The organism is Ruegeria sp. AL11, from assembly GCF_056540865.1.
In genome coordinates, this window is sequence record NZ_JBQFXO010000001.1 from 41516 (window position 1) to 64887 (window position 23372).

Consider the following 23372-nt stretch of genomic DNA (forward strand, 5'->3'; position numbering starts at 1 on the left):
CGTGATAATGACGCGAACTTGATCCTGCTGCCGGAATTCCCCGGGGCGCGATTGCAACCCTTGTGATAGAACCAAGCCATGAGTGCAGGAGAACGCCATATGGCAGACGGGAAAAGCCGAACGCGACGGTGGGTTTTGATGGGCGGGGCAGGCGCTATTGCCGCAGGATTTGCCATTCGTGAGTACAGCCTGATCCCGCAGGATTACTCGGGTGGCCAGCTGGAGGTAACGCAGGCGCATAAGAAGGCCGTCGCTGGGGACGTGTTGCTGGTGGATATCCGCACACCTCGGGAATGGAGGGCCACAGGCGTCGGACAGGGGGCGCAGCCTCTGGACATGCGGCGCGAGGATTTTATTCCGGCCCTTGTGCAAATGGCTGGCGGTGACAAGTCCGCCCCTGTGGCTCTGATCTGCGCGCGTGGGGTCCGTTCGGCACGGTTGAGCAATCAACTGACCGCAGCCGGGTTTACCAATATCATTGACGTGCCTGAGGGTATGTTGGGCTCGGCCGCCGGACCAGGATGGGTGCGGGCCGGTCTGCCGGTTGAGACCTTTGTCGAGGGAGCGTGATGAAATACAAATACTGGCTATCTTTCTGTCTGGCCGCAGCGGCGCAACCAACCTTGGCCGATTGTGGCCCGGATGAAGGTACCTGCGAGATCGCCTCGGGCGCGTATCACATCGAGCTGCCCGAAGCCGAAAACCCGCCACTGGTCGTGTTTCTGCATGGCTACGGAGGCAGCGGCTCAGGAACGATGAACAATCGCAGCATGGTCGAGCCACTGCTGGCGCGCGGCTATGCGGTGATGGCGCCGGAGGGGTTGGAGCGGCCGGACCGAGGCGGCATTCAAAGCTGGAACTTCTATCCCGGCTTTGGCGAGCGTGACGAAACGGCCTTTCTCAGCGAAGCGGTGGATGACGCCGCTGAGCGGTTTGGCATTGACGGTGAACGCGTTGTTCTAGGAGGGTTTTCCGCCGGCGGCTTCATGGTGAATTACCTCGCCTGCGACGCGCCCGAGACCTTCTCGGCCTATGTCCCCGTCTCGGGTGGCTTCTGGCGTCCGCATCCCGAATCCTGCGCCGGACCGATCCGCATGTTTCACACCCATGGCTGGATCGACAATGTCGTTCCGCTCGAGGGGCGTTTGCTGGGCGGTGGCCGTTTCCATCAAGGCGATATCTTTGCCGGTCTTGAGATCTGGCGCGAGGCTAATGGCTGTGTTGATACCAAGCCCAGCGGGTTCTCGACCACGGGCCAGTTCATGCGGCGCAACTGGATGGGATGTGCCGAGGGCAGCGCGCTGGAATTCGCGCTGTTCCCCGGCGGTCATACGGTGCCCACCGGGTGGGCGGATATGATCCTGGATTGGTACGAAGGATTGCCCGGCGGTTGATTATTCCGCCGGGGTCATGCTGCCCTTGCCCTCGATCAGGCGCTTCAACTCATTCCGATGACGACGGGCCGAACGGGTGATGGCGGGCTCAGCAAAATCCTCACGCATGCCGACCATACGGCGGGCGGTACCAGCCGACACACCGCTGAGCGCCGACAGCGGGATCGCCAGCGCAAGGCTGATCGCAATTGGGGCCAGCCAGACCGAGACCAGCCCGGCCAGAATACCAACGCTAAGTGCTATGCCACTGACGGTTTCCAGCGCGTGGCACAGGACCAGCGTACGCAAGGAATAGCTACCTCCGTCACGCGCCTGCGGAGACCAGCCTTTCTGGATGCCCAATGCGGTGCGGAACACGGCGATCATCTGCTGCACCATCAGAATTGGTGCGTAGAGGATCGACAGGATGACCTCGAAAAGGAACGAGGTGAAGAACCGCCGCCAGCCGCCGAAATCGGAATAGCGCACACCGCTGAGGGGTAGGGCGGCAACGCCCAGAACCTTGGGGGCCAGCAGCATCGCATACATGACGAGAATGATCAGCACATGGCGCGTCTCAGACATCTCCGGCCATTGTGGGAACAGGGGGTTGTCGGGGCTGAAATAATGCAGGACCGAGGCGTCCTCACCCTGACCAATCAACGCCCACATCAGCAACAGCGCAAACCACAGAGGCGACATCAAATAGCCGACCGCCCCGTGGAACATGTGAAACCGCGAGACGGACCGAAACCCGCGCGAGCCCAGCAGTTTCAGATGTTGCAGGTTCCCCTGACACCAGCGGCGGTCCCGCATGGCGTGGTCGATAAGGGTGGGGGGCGTTTCCTCGTATGAACCCCGAATGCGCGGCAGAAACCGCACGGCCCACCCGGCACGGCGCAGCAGACCGGCCTCGACAAAGTCGTGGCTCATGATCAGCTTTTCCTGCCCGTTGAAGGCGCGAAGCTTGGGCAGTCCGGCACAGGTAGCAAAAGCCTTGGTGCGGATTATGGCGTTGTGGCCCCAATAGTTGCCCTCTTGCCCACACCAGCGGGCCAGACCTTCGGCAAAGGCGATGCCGTAGACGCCATTGGCGAATTGCTGCATCCGGGCAAAGACGGACTGTGCGCCAATGAGTTGCGGGTAGCTTTGAATCAAGCCTGCGCTGGGATCACGCGCCAAAGAATCAGTCAGCCGAGCAATCGCGCGGCCCGTCATCAGGCTGTCGGCATCCAGCACCAGCATAGCGTCCCAATCCGCACCCCAGCGGCTGACCCAATCGGCGATATTGCCAACTTTCCGGTCAGTATTCTGTTCGCGACGGCGGTAGTAGAGCTTCAGGTCGGGGGCCAGCGTGGTGCGCAAAGCCTCAATACTGGCTTGTTCTTGCGCGGCAATGTCCGGGTCGCGGGTGTCCGAGAGGATGAACATCGCGTATTCATGCTGCCCGCCCCGGGCGCGCAGTTCTTCCAGCATGGTGCGGGCATTGCCCAGCACGAACCACGGCACCTCATTGTAGGTCGGCATCAGCAGGGCAACCCGCAGCGGTTGCGCGCGGTCTTGTCTGACCGGGCGCTCTTGCCTGGACAAAGAGATCATGCCTAGTAGCACGGTGCAGACGGTGAATGAGATCCAGAAGAAGTTGAACGAGATCAACGTTAGAAGGATGGCTTCGACAAGGTTGATGCCTTCGGAGCCGAACCAGTCGCTCATGACCCATAGCAAACCCAATGTGGCTGCCATTGCGGGCGATAAAGCCAGTGCGCGCCAGAACCCTGCAGAGGGGCGGGCACCCGCGGGGACCTGCGCATCCCGGAATCCTGCGCTGAAATCCTGAGCGGGCATTGTCAGCGGTGCCTCGGGTGGCATGATATGCAGGTCGCGGCTCATGCGGTCCAACGGTACAGCCAGACTTCGGAGGCGGGTTGCTTGCCGACCAGCAATTGCGCGCGAAGCTCCACATGGTCTCGTTCGCCCGGCTGGAACGAGAACGCCAGACGCACACCGCCGGTATCGGGGTTGCGCTGCAACACACCGTCCGAGGTTTCCGCATGAGGCGAATCCGCGAAAATGCTGACTGCCTCCAGATCGTCGAACAGAGGGCTGGGCTCAAAGTCGATCACGGCCAGACGGCCTTCGCCAAAGGTGTTCTCACCCATCGCCGTGTTGATGACCCGCGGCATCGGCGTGCGCTGAGGTTCCTCACCCCAGATCAGGCGGTAGCTCAGGTCTACCTGGCTGCCTGCGGCATAGGGCTCGGCGGGCCGCCAGTAGGCGACGATATTGTCATAGATCTCCTGATCGGCTGGGATCTCGACCAGTGTCACCGAGCCCTTGCCCCAATCGGAGCCGGGCTCGACCCACAGGCTGGGACGCTTATGATAGTTCGCCTCAAGATCCGCGTAGTCCGAGAATTCGCGCTTGCGCTGCATCAGGCCAAAGCCCTGAGGGTTCATGTCCACGAATGATGAGATTTGCAAACGGGTCGGGTTCGCCAAGGGACGCCAGATCACCTCACCCGCGCCGTTGCGGATCAGCAGCCCGTCACTGTCATGGACAGCGGGGCGGAAATCGTCGAACCGGCTGTGATTGGTCTGATCGAATAGGAACATCGAGGTGCCGGGTGCGATACCCACATGTGGCAGTTCTTCGCGGGGGAAGAGGCTGGCCTCGACATCCATGATGCAATCGGCACCGGCGGTGACGTTAAAGCGGTATGCACCGGTCACGCTGGGGCTGTCCATCAGGGCGTGGACAACCATGTTGCGGTGACCGGGTTCGGGACGTTCCAGCCAAAAGCGGATGAATTCGGGGAATTCCTCACCATCCGGATCGCCGGTTTTCAGGGCCAGACCGCGCGCGGACAGGCCGTAGACCTCGTGCAGACCAATGGCGCGGAAATAGCTGGCACCCTGCCAGACGCAGAACTCATCGGTCTTGCCGGGGCGGTGCATTTCTGTGCGCAGCCGCAGGCCCGAGAACCCAAGCGTTTCGTCGATTGGAAGGGTCGGGACCTCTTCGGCCTTGTCGAACATCTCAAGGTCGAAAGCGACCGGCTTGGTCATCCCGTTCTCGACGGTCGAAACCTTGACCGTGCGCGGGAAATACAAGCCGGGGGTGAAGAAATCGACGTTAAAGGGGGTCTCGGTCTCGTACCACAGGGCGCGGTCCAGCCGGAAACGGATCGAGCGGTATTGCGTATAAGTCAGGTCCTGCCATTCCTGCGGCACCATCTCGCGCTCGGCAAAGGGGCGGCTGGCCAGTTCTCGGGCCAGTTCAACCACGTCGTTGCGGTCGAACGGAACCTCTGACCCCGAGGCAAAGGTGGCCGGCGCCAGAAACAGCGCGGAGGTCGAGGCCAGAAATGCGCGGCGAGTCAAATTCATTTCTTTGATTTCCATGGCTGAGATTTGAACCAGGCGGCCAGATAGGCCACCCCGATGATCATGGCAAAGCCAATCATGTTGGCGACAAAGACACTGGCAACATCCCGCTCGGTCTGATCCAGCGCGACCCCGATCAGGCGGGCTGCGGCCATCGAGAACACAAAGACCGCCAGGGATTGCTGCCCCACTTTGGTGATCAGTTTCAGAACCACCTGCCAGATGCGCGCGCCCAGAGAGTGCTCGGTGGCGATCAGACGGTGACCATGCTCACCTGCAACGACCCAGCCCAGATAGGCCAGCGACAGGAAGTGGATGTAGCGGAACAGGCCGAACTCGGTTTTTCCACGCAGTTCTTTCGTCAAAGGCCAAAGTTCGCGGATTTGCTCGGCCAGACCGGGGGCCGCGGATTGAACCCACAGGAAAACCTTCCACGACCCGAAGGGCGCAGACAGAACCAGAAATGCAATGGCCGCCCAGATCAGTGCTTTTGATACCGGAGGCGCCGGAAGCCAGCCGCGCATAAAGGCGAACCCAGTGAAGAACAGCAGTTGCCAACCGAATGGGTTGAAGAACCATTGACGGTCCGACCACGGCTCAGCCGGAAGGGCCAGCACTCCGGTCTGGGCGACAAGCCAGATCGCGACCGATACAGCAGCCATCAGCCAAAAGCTGACGCGGTAAAGGGCCATGTAGAGCGGCATCATCGCCAGAACGACCAGATACATCGGCAGGATGTCGAAGTAGTTCGGCACATAGGTCAGGGTGAAAATCCCGACCATTTGCGGCAGCGGGTCATTGAAGAAATGCTGCAGGTTCAGCGACGATACGTAGCTTTTTTCAAACAGGCCGGAATTGTCCAGAGCGGCCATGCTCATGGCGACAAAGAAGAACAGACAGATATGCGCCCAGTAGACCTGCCAGATGCGGAACGCCACGCGGGCCGTCCCCATCCACCAGCCTTTGCGCAGGAAGGCGCCGCCAAAGGCGATGGCCGAGGCCATGCCCGAGCAGAACACAAAGATCTCGGTCGCGTCCGAAAACCCGAAACGGGCCGGGATCCATTTGGCCCAAGGATCGTTCGGGATATGGGCGATCAGGATGATGAACATCGCGATGCCGCGATAGAAATCCAGTCGCGGATCGCGCACACGCGCAGTGGGCGCTGCGGCCGAGGCCGCAACGGGCGCAAAATCAGAAGCGGGCGAAACAGTCGCCATACGTTTTCTGTCCTTCTTGGTCTTTTTGTTATTCAGCCGGAACGCTTTGTGCGTCGCCGTTGTCGCGGGCCGCGCTGATCAGGGCGCGGCGCGCGAGTGCGTAATTGTCCTCGCCTCCAGCGCGTTTGGCGCGGCGGTCATCCAGAATACGCTCGACCGCATCCAGGCGCCCGGCGCGCAGGCCGGAATCAATTGTGATGCGCTCGAATACATCACGTTGGGCGTGACTGCCACCGGCCAACTGCATGCCGGAGCGGGCGGTCGACAGGAAATCAAACGCCGCGCCGTACAGACCATCACCAAAGGCCTCAAGCCCTTTGGCGGCGGCAATGCCCGGGTCAGACATACGGATCGGCGTGTCGCCCTGATTGCGCTGGGCGTCTTTCTGGATGCGCTGCAGCATCTTGCCCGTCGCGTCCGAGCGGTTGTCGCCGGTCAGCGCCAGCAGATAATGCAGGTCGGCGAAAATCAGGCAGCCATCTTCGGTCCGGGCGGCGCTGAGATCTGCCAGCTCCTCCCACCGGTCGCCGACATCAATGCCTTCAAGCTCCATCCGAGACAGCAGCGAGGTTGCGTTCGAGATATCGCGATAATCGTCAGTCTTGTCCTTGCGGATATGCTGATCATAGAGGTCAATGACCTGATCGACCTGACCCAGATCCAGATGCATCAGCGCCTTGTGCCACCAAACGTGATAGCGGAAGTTGTTGCAATGGGCCCAGGCGTCCTCACGCCCCGCCAGCCAATCCAGGCCGAGCTGAGCATTGCCCGTCATCTCGTGAACATGGGCGACCGCGTGCAGACCCCAGGCATCGTCGGAAACCATCCACAGCGCCTGACGACCGGCAATCTCAGCCTTTTCGTAGGATCCGGTCTCTTCCAGTGCGAAAGAATGACAACCCAGCAGATAGCCACGGCCTGCATGATCCGGCTCGTAGGCGGGCATGACGCGTTCGATCGAGCGCCGCATGCCTTCCGCGTCGCCCAGCACAAACCGGGTCGCATGGCTGAGCTTCATCGCCAGCGAGTCTGTCGGATGGGCGCGCAGCACCTCTTCGAATTTCTGCACGGCTTGCGAGGGCAGGTCCGCCAGATAGAGGGACAGGGCCTCAACAAATAGCTGCTCTCGCTTCGAGATGGGCTGGCGTTTCATCGCTTCATTGGCGGCGCTCAGCGCGTCGACGGCTACGGGTAGCATCTCGCGTCGGCCCAGAAGAACCATGAACAGGCCCTTGACTGCGTGGCCCAAAGCGAAGTCGGGCTCGAGCTCCAATACCTTGCCCAAATGCTGGGGGGTAATCGCCGCATGCGCCATGAACCCAAGCAGAACACCGTCCCATGCCTCGACTGCCGCCGGGTGGGTCAGAGTGCTCATCTGTCCAAAAACGTCTTGTTTCATACTTGGGTCCAATCTGGTTGCGGTATTTGACACCGTTCGATTTACCAGAGTCTGCGACGGCCTCGTAACAGTATCGACCCTGCTCTCGAATTGGTGAAATCGCGTGTGTGAAAAAAGTGAAAAAAACCGCCGATTCAAGGGCATGTTTCAGCAAGTTGCTGCCGAAACATGCAAGTGTTTCAATCTTCGAACGGGTTTTCAGCGCTTAAAATATCATCAGTATCGGCCCCGAAGACCGGTGGCGCATGCCGATATGTTACAGGTGTGAGCGACAGGTTGAGCGGATTGCCGATCAGATTCACCTCTGCCGGTTGGGCCTGCATGGCGACCTTCATCTGCCGCGCGGCGACCTGATCGGTGTCAAACACCTGATCCACCGTTTGCACCGGGCCGACGGGTACCTTGCGGGCCTCAAGCTCGGAAATTACGGTCGTCGTCGGATGCTGTTTCATCGCCGGGCGCAGGATCGCGTTCAGTGCGTCACGGTGCTCCAGTCGCGCCGGATTGGTGGCAAAGCGTGCGTCGTCGGCAAGATCCGCGTGGCCGATGAACGCGCAGAACCTGCGGAACTGGCTGTCATTTCCAACGGCCAAAATCACGTGACCATCTGCTGTCTCATAAACCTCATATGGGACAATATTAGGATGTCCGTTGCCGCGCCGCTGAGGTACCTGGCCCGAGGTCAGGTAGTTTGTGCCTTCATTGATCAACCATGAGATCTGTGCATCCACCAAGGCAAGGTCGATCTGTTGCCCTTCACCGGTCTGATCGCGGTGGCGCAAAGCTGCCAGAATACCAACGGTTGCGTACATGCCGCACATCACATCGGCGATGCCGACGCCTACCTTCATCGGAGCGCCCTCGGGGTCGCCGGTCAGGGACATGATCCCACCATACCCTTGCGCCATCAGGTCATAGCCGGGCTTGCTGGAGTTTGGTCCCGTTTGCCCGTAGCCGGAAATCGAGCAATAGACGAGGCCGGGAAGATCCTGCGACAAGCTGTTGTAATCCAGCCCGTATTTCGCCAGCCCGCCGGGTTTGAAATTCTCGATCAGGATATCAGCATGCGAGGCCAGCCGCTTGATCTCGGCTTGTCCTTCGGGTGTTGCAACGTCGATGGCAACAGATTTCTTATTCCTGTTGGCCGACATGAAATACGCGCTCAGGTCGGAACGGTTGCCCGCTTCATCCTCAACATACGGAGGGCCCCATTGCCGCGTATCATCCCCACCGGTCGAGGGGTTTTCGATCTTGATGACGCTTGCGCCCAGATCGCCCAGAAGTTGGGTGCAGGTCGGTCCGGCCAGAATGCGCGACAGGTCCAGAACCTTTACGCCTTTCAGCGGCCCATTAGATTCGGCCATCATATCCTCCACGCTCGATCTCGGCAGCGATGACGGTGAAGCGGTCGGCTTTGACCGCCTCATCCAGTGCTGCACGCAGTTCTGCGCGGTTGCGGACCGTGTGTCCATAGCCTCCGAACGCGCGGCCCAGGGCGGCAAAGTCATGGCGGTCGAAATCGACCCCGTTGTTGCCCATTTGTCGTTGGCGTTGTTTCAACTCGATCAGGGCGAGGGAGGCGTCGACAAAGACCAGAAAGATCGGGTTGCCGCCCATTTCAGCGGCGGTCGATAGCTCTCCGGCGACCATCAGGAACCCGGCATCGCCCGAAAAGCTGATCACCGGGCGGTTCGGTTCCGCCAGTTTCAGCCCGATCGCCATCGGAACAGCGCAGCCCATGGTGCAAAGGGCCGAGGACTGGATCAGCCCACGTGGCTCTGAGCAGTCCCACATCTGGCTGAGGAGAATGCGGTGCGCGCCGCTATCCGCTGTTGCCAGAGTATTCGCGGGCAGAGCAGCGCGCGTCTCGGCAATCACACCAGCGGGACCCCAATCGTCATCTTGTGGGAAGTCTTCCGCCAAAGCGGCTTTGACCTTCACGGGTTCTCCGGCAGGCCAGGTGGCGCGGGCGGGGTTGCCTTTGGCGATGGCCTCGAGGGTCTCGCCGGTATCGGCAACAAGGTTCAGACCGGCCTGATGCATGTAGTGATCATTGACCACGGCCGAGATGTCGATGACGCGTGTCTCCTCGGGATCCCAGATCTCGCGCCAGCCAGGGCGCATTTCGATCGGGTCATAGCCCAGGCAGAGAACCAGATCGGCCTGTTCCACCAGCGGGACAAGGTGTTTGTCGGCCAGAGGGGACAAACCGGCACCGCCGAGACACAAGGGATGATCTTCGGGCACCACGCCCTTCGCTTTGTAGGTGGTGACGAAGGGAATGCTGAAATGCTCCAGAAACGCCTGAACCACGCTTCGCGAGTCGTCATAGAGGACGTCCAGCCCGATGATCGCAATCGGACGCTCGGCTTCGGCCACCCAGCGACGGGCCTTGGACAGGCAATCGCCTTCGGGGGCCACGGCGGCAACCTTGGCCAGACGGCGGCGTTTCGTCGATGAGACGCGGGTATCCGCGACCGAGATCGGCACGTCGATGTGCACCGGGCCGGGGCGGGGCTGGTTTGCAAGCGACACCGCCTTGTCGGCGATGATATCCGCGCCCTCAGCGGTGAGGGTAAAGGTCCCTTTGGTGATCGAGCGATAAACCTGGCTGTGGTCCATGACCTGATGCGTATAGGTCAGCGCTTCATCCGCGTCGACGCAGCCGGTCAGCACGATCATCGGCACCCGGTCTTGCAGCGCGTTGGCAACCACGTTGATCCCGTTCATCGCGCCGGGACCAAGGGTTGCAACCAGTATCGCGGGCGCGCCGTCGCGGTGATGGACGGCTTCGGCCATGAAACCGGCTGCGTTCTCGTGTTTGGTCAGATGAAAGGTTATGCCGGCCCGTTCGAGGGCGTCCACCAGCGTCAGAACCTCGCCGCCTGGCATACCGAACGCATGGCGGCACCCTGCCTCATACAATCGTTGAGCCAGTAGATCCGCCGCGCGGGGAGAGAGGTCCTGCATCAGTCATGCTCCGAGAAAAAGATATGTGACAGCAAATGTCTGACACACTGGCAAGAGGCAAGCGGGTTCACATCAGTGTGACTATTTGACGGCTGTTTTCGCGATGGATTGAAACTTTTGGTCCAGTTCTGCGGCAATATCGGACAGGGCCTGCCCGCCCTGATCCGCGTAAGGCGCAAACACAAAGCTGGGGGTTTTGTAGGACAAACTCGCGGTGCCGTCGTCATTTTCGGTGACATACAGGCGAATCGGAGCCTCGATCATCGCTGCGGTCGAGGTTTCGAGTACCCGCACCGCATAGTCGTTGTTGAACACGCCGATCACGCGATTGCCCGGAATGGTGATCCCACGGGCCGCCGCCGCTTTTGTCGGCCCGGCCTGAGTGACCACGATCAGCCCGTGTTCCTTGACGGCGGCCTTGGTGTCAGCCACCAGCGCGTCATAGGATTTCCCTGTGTCATGAACGGCCCATCCCGGCAGGGCCTGATCCGCAAGGGCAGGCGAGGCCAGCAAGTAGAACGCAGCGCAGATTGCTCTCATCACAGGGTCTCCGTGTTGTTGGTGCCCAACTAGAGCAGGTTTCGCCTGCCTGTGCATTCACATTTGCGTATGCGTCTTCAGAGTGACCGCTTTTGCAGCAGGTAGATATCCATGATCCAACCATGATCGGCTCGGGCCTGCGCGCGGGTGGTCAAGATGGTTTCGGCTACCTCATCTAGTGGGCCGTGGATCAGGATCTCTTCCTTCATGCCGACATAGGCGCCCCACCAGATATCGAACGCCTTCATATCCAGCGCTTGGAATGAACACTCGCCGTCTAGCATCACGGCCACCTTGGTGGCGTCCGAGGGCCAGCCTTCATCGCGGATGCGGCGGCCAGTGGTAACAACATAAGGCGCGCCGATATCGTTGATGGGAATGGTATGGGCTGCTGTCAGCGCTTGTAGCGCGGTAATCCCCGGAATCACGCGTTTGCGCGGTTGCGGGTCCAGCCGAGAGGCAATCCGAAGCGAGCTGTCATAAAGCGAGGGATCCCCCCAGATCAATAGGGCGATCTTTGAGGCCTCAGGATGTTCCGCCATCGCTTCTTGCCAGCGCAGTGCAATAGCATCGTGCCACTCGTCGACGCCTTGCAGATATCCGTCGTCCGAGCGGCGCTTGGGGATATCGAAATACGCGATCTGCGGAGGCATCTCAGTGACCTTGGCGATGATCTCCTCCCGCAGTCCGGCCAGATCGGCTTTGTTCTCACCCTTGCGCGGGATCAGGATCAGATCCGCCTCGCGGATTGCCTGCGCGCCTTGCAGGGTTACGTGATCGGGATTTCCGGTGCCAATTCCGACCAGGGACAGCTCATACATCCTCGAACTCCGCCAAGGGCCCATAGAGGATAAGGGCAGGGGCCGTTCCGATCTCGGATTTCAGCGTGTCGGTCAGCGCGCCAATGGTCGAGCGGTGCAGCTTCTGATCCGGTGTGGAAACGGATTCCGCCATCAGTGCAGGCGTATCCAGTGGCAGGCCGTTGGCGTGCAGGGCCTCGACCAGCAGCGGAAAGGTCCGTTTGCCCATGAACACAACGGTGGTCGCCGCAGCGTCCGCCAAAGCGGTCAGGTTCAGATCGGGGGGCAGTTGCCCGCTGACATCGTGGCCGGTGACAAACTGTACACGCCGGGCCGTCAGCCTGCGGGTCAGCGGAATACCGGCAGCGGCTGCGGCTGCGATGGCCGAGGGGATGCCGGGGATGATCTCATAGTCGATCCCGGCTGTACGCAGGGCGACGATCTCTTCCTCAAGCCGTCCGAACATGCCGCCATCACCGGATTTCAACCGCACGATACGTTGTCCGGTCTGCGCGTATTCCACGAGCAGGCGGCTGACATGATCCTGTTTCGGCGAGGGCCGCCCGGCCCGTTTGCCGACGCCCACAAGATCCGCATCCGGTTGCGCGTGGCTCAGAATGGGCCCGCTGCTCAGATCGTCGAACAGAACGGCGTCGGCCTTCTGCATCCGGTCCACAGCCTTCAGGGTCAGCAATTCCGGGTCTCCCGGACCGGACCCGATGAATGACACAAACCCACTCATGCCGAGGCCTCGGCGATGAGGTGAAAGAACGTACCGGTGACATTGCTACGGCGTGATCCGGTCTGCGGGCCTTCATCTCCTTCGGCATCGAACACGCGCGCCAGCGGTGCATCAGGCTGTTCGATGATCGAGGAATAGTGGAACTCATGCCCGCGCAGCGATGCGCCTTGCGCAAACCCCGGCATCGGAGACAGCAGTTCGGCCCGGCGATACCCCAGGTTGAACTTGCGCTTCTGGTACGAGGTCTGCAGCCCCAGCAATCCAGCCATCTGGTGCGGCACGCCCTCTTTGTCGATCAGAACCTCACCAAGGGCCATATAGCCACCGCATTCCCCATGCACCGGCTTGGTTTCCGCGTGTTTCCGCAAACCGGTCAGGAACGTGCCCGCGGCAGCCAAAGTGCCCGCGTGCAGCTCCGGATACCCGCCCGGCAACCAAACCAGATCGGCATCATCGGCAGGGGCTTCATTGGCTAATGGAGAAAACGGCAGGATCTCGGCCCCCGTCGCGCGCCATCCCTCCAAAAGATGCGGATAGGTGAACGAAAACGCCGCATCCCGGGCCAATGCGATTCGTTGCGCCGGAGGCCGCGGCAGCGCGGCTGACGATGGCCCTTTGGGGCCTGAGGAAGCCGCCAGTTTGATCGCCTCAAGGTCCACATGTTCCCGCAGGAAGGAAGCATATCCGACAATGGCGCTTTCCAGATCAGGATGCTCAACCGCTTGGATCAGCCCTAGGTGACGTTCCGGCAGAGTCAGGTCTCCGCGACGGGGCAATACGCCCAGAACCGGCAGGCCTGCACGTTCCATTCCCAGCCGCGTCAAACGCTCATGCCGAGGGCTGGCGCAGCGGTTCAGGATAACTCCGGCGAAAGGCAGGTCGGGGTTGTACATCTTGAACCCAAGCGCGGTCGCCGCCGCCGATTGGGCCTGACCGCCCACGTCCAACACCAGCACAACAGGCCAGCCCATCCGCTGTGCTGTCTCGGCGCTGGACCCATGCCCCAGCTCTCCGGGTTTGGCGACGCCGTCAAACAAGCCCATCGAGCCTTCGGCCACCACGATATCCGCCCCTTCGGCCTGATCCGAGATCGCGCCAAGCAGCCCGTCGCCCATCGCCCAACTGTCGAGGTTGAACGACGCCCGCCCCGCAGCCGCGCGGTGGAAGGCCGGGTCAATATAGTCGGGGCCGCTCTTGAACGGCTGTACTGTGAGGCCATCCTCGGCCAGCGCCCGCAACAGGCCCAGCATCACGGTGGTTTTGCCGGTCCCCGAAGAGGGGGCCGATATCAGAATGCCCGGAGGGTTAGTCATCGAGTCATTCATCCTCGGGGCTCCAGCTAGACCATGGGCTGTCCGCACTTTGCGGGCGATAGCGACGGTCATAGTCTTTTGAATACAGGCAGCTTTCGTCGAACCCTTCACCTGCCAACGCAGGCCCGACAATGATCAGCGCGGTGCGCGAAATACTTTCATCCAGCGCGTCTTCGAGGGTGGCCAATGTCGCGCGGATGATCCGCTCATCCGGCCAACTGGCTCGATAGACGACCGCTACTGGGCAGTCCGCGCCATAGGCAGGGCTCAGATCGGCAATCACCTTGTCCAAGTTGCCGATCGACAGATGAATGGCCAATGTCGCACCAGTGCGGGCAAAGTTTTCCAACGTTTCGCCTTCGGGCATCGAGGACGCACGGCCCGGGGTCCGCGTCAGGATCACAGATTGCGCCAGGCCGGGCAAGGTCAGCTCGGTGCCCAAAGACGCCGCAGCCGCAGCGAATGAAGGCACGCCCGGGGTAACGCTGACGGGGATGCCCATATCTTTAAGTCGGCGGATTTGTTCACCCATTGCCGACCAGACCGACAGATCGCCCGAATGCAGGCGTGCTACATCCTGGCCGGCCTTATGCGCCGCATCGATCTCGGCCATGATCTGATCCAGATCCATGGGCGCGGTGTTGATGATCTTAGCGCCTTCGGGGCAGTGGCTCAGAATTTCTTCGGGCACCAGAGATCCCGCATAGAGGCAAACGGGGCAGGAGGCGATGATATCGCGCCCACGCAGTGTGAGCAGATCGGCAGCGCCCGGTCCGGCGCCAATGAAATGAACGGTCATGAGTGTCCTCCGATGGCAATGGCGCATGTCGCCAGCCCGTCGTCCGAGATATGTCTGGGTGAAAGAAGCCGCGCGCCATTCCCGGCGGCGACCAATGCGGATGCTTCGGCCACGCTACCAGTGCCATAGGTGGCGCGGCTGCGGTTCGAGCATGTCAGGGTGCGCTGCCCGGCCAGATCGGCTGCGGCAACGAAATGCAAGGGCAGGGCAAGGCCTTCTGCGAAACTGGCCAGAGCCAGGTGGCCCTCTTTGTCGGCAACGGTTGCCAAGGCTTGAACGTCATGATCAGCGGCAGCGGCGTCATAGGCCGCGCGCAGGCTGTCCACTGTTGCGCTTGATGAAAAGCCAAGGCCTGCGACGATCATAGCGTCACACTCCATTGCACGACCGGATAGGCCGATTTCCATCCGCGCCGAGAGCCGAGCGGTGCCGAGTGCGCAAGTTCAATCCGCAAAAGATCTCCGCCCAATTCTTCGTGCCAGCGGGCCAGCAGCGCTTCGCTTTCCAAAGTAACGGCGTTGGCGACCAAGCGGGCGCCTGATGGAAGGGCATCGCGCAGCCACGCCAAGAGATCGGCGCTGAGACCGCCTCCAATGAACACAACATCGGGCAGAGGCAGACCTGACAGCGCATCCGGCGCCGTACCGTGAACGACATTCAACCGATCTTGCCCCAACGCATCGGCATTGCGCCGGATGCGTTCGGCGCGATCTACGCGGGGTTCGATGGTTGTGGCCGTCAAGGTCGGATCACACATCAGCCATTCAATGCTGATCGAGCCCGTGCCGCCACCGATATCCCACAGATGCTCACCGCGTTGCGGGGCCAACGCCGACAGTGTCAGCGCACGGATCGGGCGTTTGGTAATCTGGCCGTCGGTCTCGAAAATCTCGTCGGGTTTACCCGAGGCCTTGGGGAAAACGCGCCCTTCGCCCGCAACCTCCAGCCCGACGCAGACCGGGTGATCGAACGTGCCCAGAAGCGCTTCGGTCAACGAGACCGAGCGCGCGCGTTCACGCGGGCCGCCCAATGCCTCCATCACGTGCAACTGGGTATCGGCGAACCCGGTCTCAGTCAGATAGGTCGCAAGCTCTGCAACGGCGGCACCATTGCGCAACAGGATGATCGCCCTTAGCCTCGGAGACAGGTGCGGTCGCAAACGCGTCAGAGGAGCGGCGTGAAGGCCAAAGGTCTGGGTACCCTCCAACGGCCACCCCAAACGCGCGGCGGCCAGCGAAAAGGTGGATTGGCCAGGTCGGGCGGTCCACTCGGCGGCTTCGAAATTGCGTGCAATCATCGAACCCGCGCCGAACCAGAACGGATCGCCCGAGGCCAGAACCACCGTCGCACGACCCCGAAGCCCGGTCAGGATCGGCAGACCGTCTGAGAAAGGCACAGGCCATTCGATCCGCTCAGCCCCTGTTTCGGGCACCAGTGACAGGTGCCGAGGCGGGCCCATGATGACCTCGGCCCGATCCAGCACTTGACGGTTTGCGGGCGACAGGCCATCAAGCCCATCTTCACCCAGGCCCAGAACGGTTAGCCACGGAGTATCAGACATGACCAACCCCCTGATCCCCAATGTGCTTATTCTGGGCGGCACGACCGAGGCGAACGCTTTGGCCAAAGCCGTTTCCGAACAGGGGCTTGCGGCGATATACTCCTACGCGGGACGAGTCGAGAATCCGCGCCCGCAACCCTCGCCGGTTCGGGTCGGCGGGTTTGGCGGCGTGCAGGGTCTGGTTGCTTATATCCGCGACAACGGGATCAGCCATGTGATTGACGCGACTCATCCATTCGCCTCGCAAATGAGCCGAAACGCGATTGAGGCCTGCCGTGCAGCGCAAACGCCAATGGCCGCGCTGACGCGACCCGCTTGGCGCGTGCAGCCCGGTGATGACTGGCGACACGTTCCCGATATCCCCGCCGCAGTTGATGCGTTGAACGTCGAGGCGCAGCGCGTGTTCCTTGCAGTTGGTCGGGTGCATCTTGAGGAGTTCTCTGCCCAGCCCCAGCATCACTATCTGCTGCGTCTGGTCGATGCGCCCGAAGAGCTGCCCTTGCTGAATGCCGACGTGGTTGTCGCCCGCGGCCCGTTTGCCGAGGCTGACGACCGCGCGCTGATGCAAAGGCACGGGACGCAGTTGGTTGTGTCCAAGAACGCAGGCGGCACGGGCGCGCGGGCCAAGCTGGACGCGGCGCGGGCGCTGGGCCTGCCAGTACTGATGATCGACCGTCCGGTCCTGCCGGAGCGGACCGAGCTGTCGACGATTGCACAGGTTCTGGACTGGCTGGCTCATTCTGGGGTGAACCTCGGGGTGTAGACGATCGGCGCGCCGTCGCGTTCGATCACGCGGGTGCGCGATGATCCGACAATGACCACCGTCTGCATATCCGCCATCTCGGGCGTGGCCTCGGCCAGCGTGGAGATCCGGATCGCTTCGTCCTCGCGCGACACGGCGCGCGCGAACAGGATCAGGCGCTCAGGTTCACATTCATCGCGCAGGATTTCCAGCGTTTTTACAAACCCTTCTGGCCGCGACTTCGAGCGCGGATTGTAAAAGGCCATGGAGAAGTCCGCCTGCGCCGCCAGACGCAGCCGCTTTTCGATCAGGGACCAGGGCTTTAGATTATCGCTAAGGTTGATGGCGCAGAAATCATGCCCCATGGGCGCGCCAGCACGGGCAGACGCGGCCAGCATCGCAGTGATACCCGGCAGCACATCAATCTGAAGGTTGCGCCATTCTTCAGGGCCGTTCTCCAGCGCCTCGAACACTGCAGCGGCCATCGCAAAGACACCCGGGTCACCCGAGGACACAACGACCACGCGCTTCCCCTCGGTAGCCATCTGCAGCGCGTGTTGCGAACGATCGATCTCAACCCGGTTGTCACTGGCATGCAGAGTCAGGCCGGGGCGTTCGGCCACGCGCGCGACATAGGGGATGTAGCCCACCACATCGGTCGCCTCGGCCAGCGCAGCGGAGACTTCAGGCGTGACCAGGTCTTCATTGCCCGGCCCGAGGCCTGCGATCTTGACCCAGCCGCTCATGGCCGTCGCCCTTGACCGTGCACCAGGATGATCGAGAAATAGGGGGTAGTCCCCTCGCAATTTTCGGACAATTTGCAGACGCGTTGGTTCGGCATTTGCGCGTATTCTACGATCCACGCGCGGTCATACATTCCGGCGGTCTTGAGCGCGCGCTTCACCTTGTCGATATTGCGTCCAATCTTCATCACGACCAGCGCGTCAGTCTTCGCCATGCGTTCGGCCAGAACCTCTTCGGGTAGGGTGGCGGCAAGAACGGTCAGGATGTCGTCGCCCCATGTGATCGGATCGCCGGTTGCTGTCCAAGCGCCGGACATGCCGGTAATGGCCGGTACGACCTCGACGGGGGCGATGTCGCGCAAGCGGGTATAGAGATGCATGAACGAGCCGTAGAAAAACGGGTCGCCCTCGCAGAGAACAACGACGTCTTCGCCCTTCTCAGCAAGGGTTTTCAGATGCTGCGCGCAGTCCTCGTAGAACGCCGCCAACAACTCATTGTAGCGCGGATCGTTCAGAGGGATCTCGGTTGTGACGGGGTATTCCATCGGGAACTCCACCGCGCCTTCCGGGATCATACCGTTGACGATCTGTCGGGCCTGACCACTGCGGCCCGGCTTTCGGAAAAACGCCACGTGGCGGGCATTGCGCAGCAGGCGGTCGGCCCGCACGCTCATCAGGTCGGGGTCACCGGGGCCGAGGCCAACGCCATATATCTTGCCGGCGCTCATTCGGCGCGGCTCGCGATGGCGTTGATGGCGGCGACGGTGATGGCGCTGCCGCCCAGACGGCCTTTGACGATGCAGGACGGCACCGGCTGCGCCTCCCATAGGGCGTCCTTGGATTCGACCGCGCCGACAAAGCCCACGGGGCAACCTATGACGGCGGCGGGGCGCGGGCAGTCAGGGTCTTCCAGCATGTTCAGCAGGTGAAACAGAGCCGTCGGCGCATTGCCGATAGCGACCACAGCGCCCTCAAGATGCGGGCGCCACAGCTCAAGCGCCGCCGCAGAGCGGGTGTTGCTCATCTCTGCAGCCAGAGGGCGCACGCGCTCGTCATGCAGGGTGCAGATCACCTCATTCTCGGCGGGCAGGCGGAACCGGGTCACGCCTTCGCTGACCATACGTGCGTCACACAGGATCGGTGCGCCGTTTTCCAGCGCGGTACGCGCGGAGGATACAAAACCGGGTGAGAAATGGACGAACTCTTCCAGCCCGACCATGCCAGCGGCGTGAATCATCCGAACGGCGACCTGCTCTTCATCGGCCTCGAACCGGGCCAGATCGGCCTCGGACCGGATGGTTGCAAAGCTTTCCTTGTAGATCGCCGCGCCGTCGGTTTCGTAAGTGTATGGCATCAGGTGAAGTCCATCGTCATCAGTGTTTCGGGGTTCAGCCCGCGCAGGATTGGCTCATCCCCCGCACGGCCCTGTTTGACAAGATCAAATCGTCCGTTCTGGCCGACTAAAGTCACATCCGCGGGGCCCATCCGAGCGCACCCTTTGGAACACCCAGAGACATGAAGGGTGCCGGCTACAAGTGGGGCCAATTCGCGCGCGATATCGCGGGTTTCCGCTTGCGCCTGCGGGCATAACGGAGCACCGGGGCAGGCGTCGGTGGTCGTCAGCGGGTCGGTGCCGTCCGTGACAAAACCCGGTGCAGGTATCGCCGCCCCGCCTTCCAGCAGGATCAGTCGCCAAGGGGTGACACGCAGGGCAGAGGCACCGCTGTTGCGGATCAGCGCGTGGAGCTCATTTGCGGGCAATTGCCCAAAGGCTGCACCGTAGAGGCTGCCCAGATCGCAAGCCCTCGGTTGCAACGACGCGCCAATTTGTCCGGGGTCGCGGCCCTGCCATTCCGCAGGCAGACCAAAAGCCGCCACGGCCCGGGCCATGCGGCGGGTGTCTGGTGTGAAGACCTCGGCAAACCATGTGGTCAGAGCAATCAGGTGACTAATAGCCTCTGCCTCCGAGACGACACGTCCTGTCTGAGCCCCATCTGCGCGCAGGATCAGCCCATCGGCGGAACGCTCCACCCGGATATCGGCCGAGTCCGCCGCCAGCAGGCGCTCTGGTCCCGTGTCGATGGCAAAGCCGAACTTGGCCGGTAGCGCGGGCAGCTCACTCAGACGGTCGATCAATTCCTGAGTCAGCCGCGCGGTCAAATCGCCCGGCAGGTAAAGCGGTGAGACCAGAATGTTGCGCCGGACCTCAATGCCCGGCTCCACATCCAGCAGTCCAAGCGCGGACAGTTCGGACAGCAATGCCTGGTGTTCACTTTCCTGCACGCCGCGCAACTGCAGGTTCGCACGGTTGGTCAGGTCGATTGTGCCGTTGCCGAATTGCTGGGCCAGTTCACACAAGCCAAGCGCTTGTGGCGCGGTCAGCCGAGCCAGCCGAGGGCGCACGCGCACCACCAGCCCATCCCCAGACATCATCGGTCGGTGGGCGCCGGGGCACCAACCTTGGACGACTGGTTTTGGGGTGGGCGCGCTCATCCCAGCCCCTCCAGATCCGCCCGGATCGAGTTGCGCCGCGTATTCCACAAACCGGCATCCAGCAAGGCGCGGAACCGGTCCTGCATGGCCTGATGGGCCTGCGGATTGGCCTGCTGCAGGAAGGCATCCACATCTTCATCGCCCAGTGTGGCATCGTGGTAGAGGTCGAACAGATGCGGCGCAACGGTGCCCGACAGATGCGCAAACGAGGCCATGTGATCCAACGTCGCCGCGATCTCGGCCGCGCCCCGGAAGCCATGCCGTTGCATCCCGGCGATCCAGTCCGGATTGGCAGCGCGGGCGTGGACGACGCGGCTGATCTCTTCCGGCAAGGTGCGGGCGCGAGGTTTTTCGGGATTGGTATTGTCCAGATGATACAGCTGCGCGGTCCCACCCGTGGCCTTCTTGGCGGCGGCAAAACCGGCCTCGTGCGTGGCGTAGTCATTGGCCAAAAGCAGGTCTGTCTCGGTCAGGTCCTGCAGGTGAACAAAACTGTCGGCATGCGCCACGCGTTGGGTGATGCCCGCCTTGTCCTGAACGATATTCTCACCCTCCAGCGCAAAAGAGCTGGCCTCAAGCCATGCCTCACCCGCCTGTGCGCGCGCCTCGTCGGTGTACACTTCGGACAGTTGGGTCATGTTAACGCCATAGCTTCCGGGAGCGGGGCCGAACACGCGGGCCGACGGTGCCTGACCGGCATAGGGGTTCCAGTCGGTCGCCTCATCCCGCGCGGTCAACGCGCGGATGGCCTGACCGTAAAGCGCCGAGAGGGTTGGGAAGACGTCCCGGAACAGGCCCGACACACGCAGCGTCACGTCCAAGCGCGGGCGGCTGAGATCGGTGATCGGCAGCACCTCGATCCCCGAGACTCGTTCCGAGCCTTTGTCCCAGACCGGTTTCACGCCCAGCAGGTGCAACGCCATGGCGAATTCCTCGCCTGCCGTGCGCATCGTGGCCGAGCCCCACAGGTCTACTATTAGCCCCTTGGGATAGTCGCCTTCTTCCTGAAGGTGACGGCGGACCAGTTCCTTGGCCAGTTTGACGCCTTGGGTGTAGGCCGCCCGCGTGGGAACCGAGCGGGGGTCGGTGGTATAGAGGTTCCGCCCGGTCGGCAGAACATCCGAGCGACCGCGATAGGGGGAACCGGACGGCCCGGCCTCGATCCGTTTCCCGGCCAGCGCGTCGATCAGAGCGTTGCGTTCCGCATGGGCCGAAGGCGCGGGGTCGAAAGTACCGGGAACCTCAGGCGCACGGCCATAGATATGCAGCCCGTCGCCGAACTGGCTTTCTTTGATATCGCAGACAAAGCGGTCGATGCGGGTAATCGCCTCGGCGGTGCAGGTGGCCTGATCGAGACCCAGATCGCTTTCCAACCCGATGGCTTGTGCCTCGTCGCGGATATTTTCCTGCAGGCGGTCACGGCGTTTGGGATCAAGCCCGTCTGCGTTCGAGAACTCATCAAGCAGAGACTCCAGACGTACCATACGATCTGGGGTGCCGCTTTCCTTCATAGGGGGCGGGATATGGCCCAGCGTCACGGCCCCGATCCGACGCTTGGCTTGCGCGGCCTCGCCTGGGTCGTTGACGATGAAGGGGTAGATCACTGGCAAGTCGCGGATCAGCGCCTCGGGCCAGCAATTCGCCGACAGAGCAACGGACTTGCCCGGAAGCCATTCCAGAGTGCCATGCGCGCCGATATGGATCAAAGCGTCTGCGCCCAGCCCCTTGCGCAGCCACAGATAGAAGGCGACGTAGCTGTGACGCGGGGTGCGAGACAGGTCGTGATAGTCGTCATTGCGCAGCTCGGGTGTGCCGCGTTCGGGCTGTAGAGCAACGAGCGCGTTGCCTCGGCGCAGGGCGGTGAAGTGGAACGCGCCTTCAGTAAAAACCGGGTCGTCTTCGGGCTTGCCCCAAACGGTTTGGAGATCGGCCCGCAGTTGCTCAGGCAGGTCAGCTAGGGCTGCCTGATAATTTTCCAAAGACCATGAAATGCGCGCGTCCAGCAGGGTTTTCGCAATCGGCTCAGCCGGTGCGGTGCTGTAGCCCTCGGCCTGAAGATCGGCCAGCATCGCCTCGGCCGAGGCCAGCGCGTCGAGGCCCACCGCATGCGCCATTTGCCAGTCCTTGCCGGGATAGGTCGACAGCACCAGCGCGGGCACTTGATCTACCTTGGGCTTGTCATGCAGATTCAACCAGCCGGCGACGCGGTCGATAATCGCTTCGATCCGCTCTTGCTCAGCCCGGTGGGCAAAGCGGGAATATTCCAGATGCGGATCGCGCTTGCCAGGCTCCTTGAACGAGGCAATGCCCGCCGAAATACGCCCGTCCACTTCGGGCAGCACCACATGCATGGCGAGATCGGCGGGGGAGAGGCCGCGTTCCGCCTCGGCCCAAGCCTTGCGGCGGGACGTGGCGAGGGCCATCTGAAATACCGGCACGCCCGCCGCGTCCAAAGGGGATGTACCCGACGAGCCTTTGCCTGAGAAGGAGGTGGCGTTGATGATCGCCGAAGGCTTCAGAGCGACGATGTTGTCACGCAGCCATTCAGCGGCGGCAGGTGCTTTGAGCGAGGGCGCGAATAGGCCCACCGCCTCGAACCCGCGACCCCGTAAGCTGCGGATCACGGCGGCAACAGGGGCGGTATCTGCCGAGGTTAGATAGGCGCGATAGAACGTGACGACGATACGTTTTGCGTCGTCCGAAAAGGCAGTTTCAACCGGAATCACGCCGCGATCAGGACACCACGCGCCAGATTCGGGCAGGGTTTTAGCCCCCATAACCGGGCCGGCATAGAGCCCCGCCGCCAATGCCATCTGCGCCAAGGCGGCCTGCGCTGCGACTTCACCGCCGGTGTCGCAGAGATGTGCCAGACGCCGCAGGGTCGAGACGGGCAGGGTGGAATACTCATCCAGCCGCGTATCCTCACGCCCGTCGGCGGGCAGGACGGCCAGCGCGATCCCCTTGGCCTGCGCCAGCGACAGAACTTGCTGCAACCCGTAGGCCCAGTAAGGCACGCCACCAATCAGGCGGATCAGAATGCCCTTGGCGCCCTCAAGCGTCTGTTCCACGTATGTGTCGACGGACAGAGGGTGTTTCAGCGCCGTCAGATTGGCCAGTCGCAGGGTCGGCATCCGCCCCTCCGGCCCGCCACCACGGTGCCAGCCTGCCGCGAAAGCGCCAAGGTCGCTGTCCGAGAAGGACAGCACCACCAAATCCGCCGGGCTCTGGCCCAGATCGGTTGGGGTTTCTGTTTCTTCTAACCCGTGGCTTTCGCGGAAGACGACGTGCATTGGT

General features: G+C 62.0%; 21 protein-coding genes. 3 read left to right on the forward strand and 18 right to left on the reverse strand.

Annotation, left to right across the window (positions count from 1 at the left end):
- Positions 1-99: 99 nt before the first annotated feature.
- Together ACR0IP_RS00205 and ACR0IP_RS00210 are read left to right on the forward strand one after the other, a co-directional pair.
- Positions 100-570 (forward strand): rhodanese-like domain-containing protein, encoded by a 471-nt coding sequence (locus ACR0IP_RS00205; protein WP_170688951.1) that lies wholly within the window; start codon positions 100-102, stop codon positions 568-570.
- Positions 570-1394 carry an alpha/beta fold hydrolase gene (locus tag ACR0IP_RS00210; protein ID WP_170688950.1) on the forward strand — a complete coding sequence of 275 codons (825 nt, stop codon included), beginning with the start codon at positions 570-572 and terminating at the stop codon, positions 1392-1394. The genes ACR0IP_RS00205 and ACR0IP_RS00210 overlap by 1 nt, the downstream gene beginning before the upstream one ends.
- On the opposite strand, the gene mdoH is transcribed toward ACR0IP_RS00210, so the two are convergent.
- The 13 genes from mdoH to cbiE form a co-directional block, all read right to left on the reverse strand.
- On the reverse strand, positions 1395-3263 hold the full coding sequence (gene mdoH / locus ACR0IP_RS00215) for a glucans biosynthesis glucosyltransferase MdoH (RefSeq protein WP_480523149.1): 1869 nt from the start codon (positions 3261-3263) through the stop codon (positions 1395-1397).
- A complete protein-coding gene (locus ACR0IP_RS00220; RefSeq protein WP_170374207.1) occupies positions 3260-4759 on the reverse strand; it encodes a glucan biosynthesis protein G in 1500 nt (499 codons plus the stop codon). Before ACR0IP_RS00220 ends, mdoH begins: the two co-directional genes overlap by 4 nt.
- Complete coding sequence (locus ACR0IP_RS00225) at positions 4756-5976, reverse strand: OpgC domain-containing protein (protein ID WP_170374205.1); 1221 nt, start codon at positions 5974-5976, stop codon at positions 4756-4758. Before ACR0IP_RS00225 ends, ACR0IP_RS00220 begins: the two co-directional genes overlap by 4 nt.
- Before the next feature lie 28 nt (positions 5977-6004).
- Positions 6005-7375, reverse strand: coding sequence for a tetratricopeptide repeat protein (locus ACR0IP_RS00230; RefSeq protein ID WP_480523152.1), 1371 nt, complete (start codon positions 7373-7375; stop codon positions 6005-6007).
- A gap of 179 nt (positions 7376-7554) precedes the next feature.
- Positions 7555-8739 (reverse strand): CaiB/BaiF CoA transferase family protein, encoded by a 1185-nt coding sequence (locus ACR0IP_RS00235; protein WP_480523154.1) that lies wholly within the window; start codon positions 8737-8739, stop codon positions 7555-7557.
- Positions 8726-10345: a thiamine pyrophosphate-binding protein gene (locus ACR0IP_RS00240; RefSeq protein ID WP_480523156.1), complete on the reverse strand. Its 1620-nt coding sequence runs from the start codon at positions 10343-10345 to the stop codon at positions 8726-8728. Before ACR0IP_RS00240 ends, ACR0IP_RS00235 begins: the two co-directional genes overlap by 14 nt.
- 81 nt (positions 10346-10426) lie before the next feature.
- Positions 10427-10885 carry a DUF302 domain-containing protein gene (locus ACR0IP_RS00245; RefSeq protein ID WP_480523158.1) on the reverse strand — a complete coding sequence of 153 codons (459 nt, stop codon included), beginning with the start codon at positions 10883-10885 and terminating at the stop codon, positions 10427-10429.
- A gap of 77 nt (positions 10886-10962) precedes the next feature.
- Positions 10963-11706, reverse strand: a complete 744-nt coding sequence (gene cobF, locus ACR0IP_RS00250) for a precorrin-6A synthase (deacetylating) (protein WP_170676623.1) — start codon at positions 11704-11706, stop codon at positions 10963-10965.
- Positions 11699-12427, reverse strand: a complete 729-nt coding sequence (gene cobA, locus ACR0IP_RS00255; RefSeq protein ID WP_425083157.1) for a uroporphyrinogen-III C-methyltransferase — start codon at positions 12425-12427, stop codon at positions 11699-11701. Before cobA ends, cobF begins: the two co-directional genes overlap by 8 nt.
- Entirely contained in the window at positions 12424-13752 is a 1329-nt protein-coding gene (locus tag ACR0IP_RS00260) for a cobyrinic acid a,c-diamide synthase CobB (RefSeq protein WP_425083156.1), read from the reverse strand. The genes cobA and ACR0IP_RS00260 overlap by 4 nt, the downstream gene beginning before the upstream one ends.
- Positions 13745-14539, reverse strand: a complete 795-nt coding sequence (gene cobM, locus ACR0IP_RS00265; protein WP_170688941.1) for a precorrin-4 C(11)-methyltransferase — start codon at positions 14537-14539, stop codon at positions 13745-13747. The genes ACR0IP_RS00260 and cobM overlap by 8 nt, the downstream gene beginning before the upstream one ends.
- Positions 14536-14904, reverse strand: a complete 369-nt coding sequence (locus ACR0IP_RS00270) for a cobalamin biosynthesis protein (protein WP_170688940.1) — start codon at positions 14902-14904, stop codon at positions 14536-14538. The genes cobM and ACR0IP_RS00270 overlap by 4 nt, the downstream gene beginning before the upstream one ends.
- Positions 14901-16100: a precorrin-6y C5,15-methyltransferase (decarboxylating) subunit CbiE gene (gene cbiE, locus ACR0IP_RS00275; protein ID WP_170688939.1), complete on the reverse strand. Its 1200-nt coding sequence runs from the start codon at positions 16098-16100 to the stop codon at positions 14901-14903. The genes ACR0IP_RS00270 and cbiE overlap by 4 nt, the downstream gene beginning before the upstream one ends.
- Here cbiE and ACR0IP_RS00280 point away from each other — a divergent pair.
- On the forward strand, positions 16099-16863 hold the full coding sequence (locus ACR0IP_RS00280; protein ID WP_170688938.1) for a cobalt-precorrin-6A reductase: 765 nt from the start codon (positions 16099-16101) through the stop codon (positions 16861-16863). The two genes, cbiE and ACR0IP_RS00280, sit on opposite strands and share 2 nt — an antisense overlap.
- Here ACR0IP_RS00280 and cobJ read toward each other — a convergent pair.
- From cobJ to cobN, 5 genes are read right to left on the reverse strand one after another with little or no spacing between them, the layout of a single operon-like run.
- Entirely contained in the window at positions 16836-17588 is a 753-nt protein-coding gene (cobJ, locus tag ACR0IP_RS00285) for a precorrin-3B C(17)-methyltransferase (protein ID WP_170688937.1), read from the reverse strand. The genes ACR0IP_RS00280 and cobJ overlap by 28 nt on opposite strands.
- Positions 17585-18313, reverse strand: coding sequence for a precorrin-2 C(20)-methyltransferase (locus ACR0IP_RS00290; RefSeq protein ID WP_480523162.1), 729 nt, complete (start codon positions 18311-18313; stop codon positions 17585-17587). The genes cobJ and ACR0IP_RS00290 overlap by 4 nt, the downstream gene beginning before the upstream one ends.
- On the reverse strand, positions 18310-18939 hold the full coding sequence (locus tag ACR0IP_RS00295; RefSeq protein ID WP_170374179.1) for a precorrin-8X methylmutase: 630 nt from the start codon (positions 18937-18939) through the stop codon (positions 18310-18312). Before ACR0IP_RS00295 ends, ACR0IP_RS00290 begins: the two co-directional genes overlap by 4 nt.
- Complete coding sequence (gene cobG / locus ACR0IP_RS00300) at positions 18939-20078, reverse strand: precorrin-3B synthase (RefSeq protein ID WP_480523164.1); 1140 nt, start codon at positions 20076-20078, stop codon at positions 18939-18941. Before cobG ends, ACR0IP_RS00295 begins: the two co-directional genes overlap by 1 nt.
- Positions 20075-23368 carry a cobaltochelatase subunit CobN gene (cobN, locus tag ACR0IP_RS00305; protein ID WP_480523165.1) on the reverse strand — a complete coding sequence of 1098 codons (3294 nt, stop codon included), beginning with the start codon at positions 23366-23368 and terminating at the stop codon, positions 20075-20077. The genes cobG and cobN overlap by 4 nt, the downstream gene beginning before the upstream one ends.
- Positions 23369-23372 lie beyond the last annotated feature (4 nt).

Coding starts and splice junctions, on each gene's coding strand:
- ACR0IP_RS00205 (WP_170688951.1), top strand. CDS start 100: ATGGCAGACGGGAAAAGCCGAACGCGACGGTGGGTTTTGATGGGCGGG.
- ACR0IP_RS00210 (WP_170688950.1), top strand. CDS start 570: ATGAAATACAAATACTGGCTATCTTTCTGTCTGGCCGCAGCGGCGCAA.
- mdoH (WP_480523149.1), bottom strand. CDS start 3,263: ATGAGCCGCGACCTGCATATCATGCCACCCGAGGCACCGCTGACAATG.
- ACR0IP_RS00220 (WP_170374207.1), bottom strand. CDS start 4,759: ATGAATTTGACTCGCCGCGCATTTCTGGCCTCGACCTCCGCGCTGTTT.
- ACR0IP_RS00225 (WP_170374205.1), bottom strand. CDS start 5,976: ATGGCGACTGTTTCGCCCGCTTCTGATTTTGCGCCCGTTGCGGCCTCG.
- ACR0IP_RS00230 (WP_480523152.1), bottom strand. CDS start 7,375: ATGAAACAAGACGTTTTTGGACAGATGAGCACTCTGACCCACCCGGCG.
- ACR0IP_RS00235 (WP_480523154.1), bottom strand. CDS start 8,739: ATGGCCGAATCTAATGGGCCGCTGAAAGGCGTAAAGGTTCTGGACCTG.
- ACR0IP_RS00240 (WP_480523156.1), bottom strand. CDS start 10,345: ATGCAGGACCTCTCTCCCCGCGCGGCGGATCTACTGGCTCAACGATTG.
- ACR0IP_RS00245 (WP_480523158.1), bottom strand. CDS start 10,885: ATGAGAGCAATCTGCGCTGCGTTCTACTTGCTGGCCTCGCCTGCCCTT.
- cobF (WP_170676623.1), bottom strand. CDS start 11,706: ATGTATGAGCTGTCCCTGGTCGGAATTGGCACCGGAAATCCCGATCAC.
- cobA (WP_425083157.1), bottom strand. CDS start 12,427: ATGAGTGGGTTTGTGTCATTCATCGGGTCCGGTCCGGGAGACCCGGAA.
- ACR0IP_RS00260 (WP_425083156.1), bottom strand. CDS start 13,752: ATGAATGACTCGATGACTAACCCTCCGGGCATTCTGATATCGGCCCCC.
- cobM (WP_170688941.1), bottom strand. CDS start 14,539: ATGACCGTTCATTTCATTGGCGCCGGACCGGGCGCTGCCGATCTGCTC.
- ACR0IP_RS00270 (WP_170688940.1), bottom strand. CDS start 14,904: ATGATCGTCGCAGGCCTTGGCTTTTCATCAAGCGCAACAGTGGACAGC.
- ACR0IP_RS00280 (WP_170688938.1), top strand. CDS start 16,099: ATGACCAACCCCCTGATCCCCAATGTGCTTATTCTGGGCGGCACGACC.
- cbiE (WP_170688939.1), bottom strand. CDS start 16,100: ATGTCTGATACTCCGTGGCTAACCGTTCTGGGCCTGGGTGAAGATGGG.
- cobJ (WP_170688937.1), bottom strand. CDS start 17,588: ATGAGCGGCTGGGTCAAGATCGCAGGCCTCGGGCCGGGCAATGAAGAC.
- ACR0IP_RS00290 (WP_480523162.1), bottom strand. CDS start 18,313: ATGAGCGCCGGCAAGATATATGGCGTTGGCCTCGGCCCCGGTGACCCC.
- ACR0IP_RS00295 (WP_170374179.1), bottom strand. CDS start 18,939: ATGCCATACACTTACGAAACCGACGGCGCGGCGATCTACAAGGAAAGC.
- cobG (WP_480523164.1), bottom strand. CDS start 20,078: ATGAGCGCGCCCACCCCAAAACCAGTCGTCCAAGGTTGGTGCCCCGGC.
- cobN (WP_480523165.1), bottom strand. CDS start 23,368: ATGCACGTCGTCTTCCGCGAAAGCCACGGGTTAGAAGAAACAGAAACC.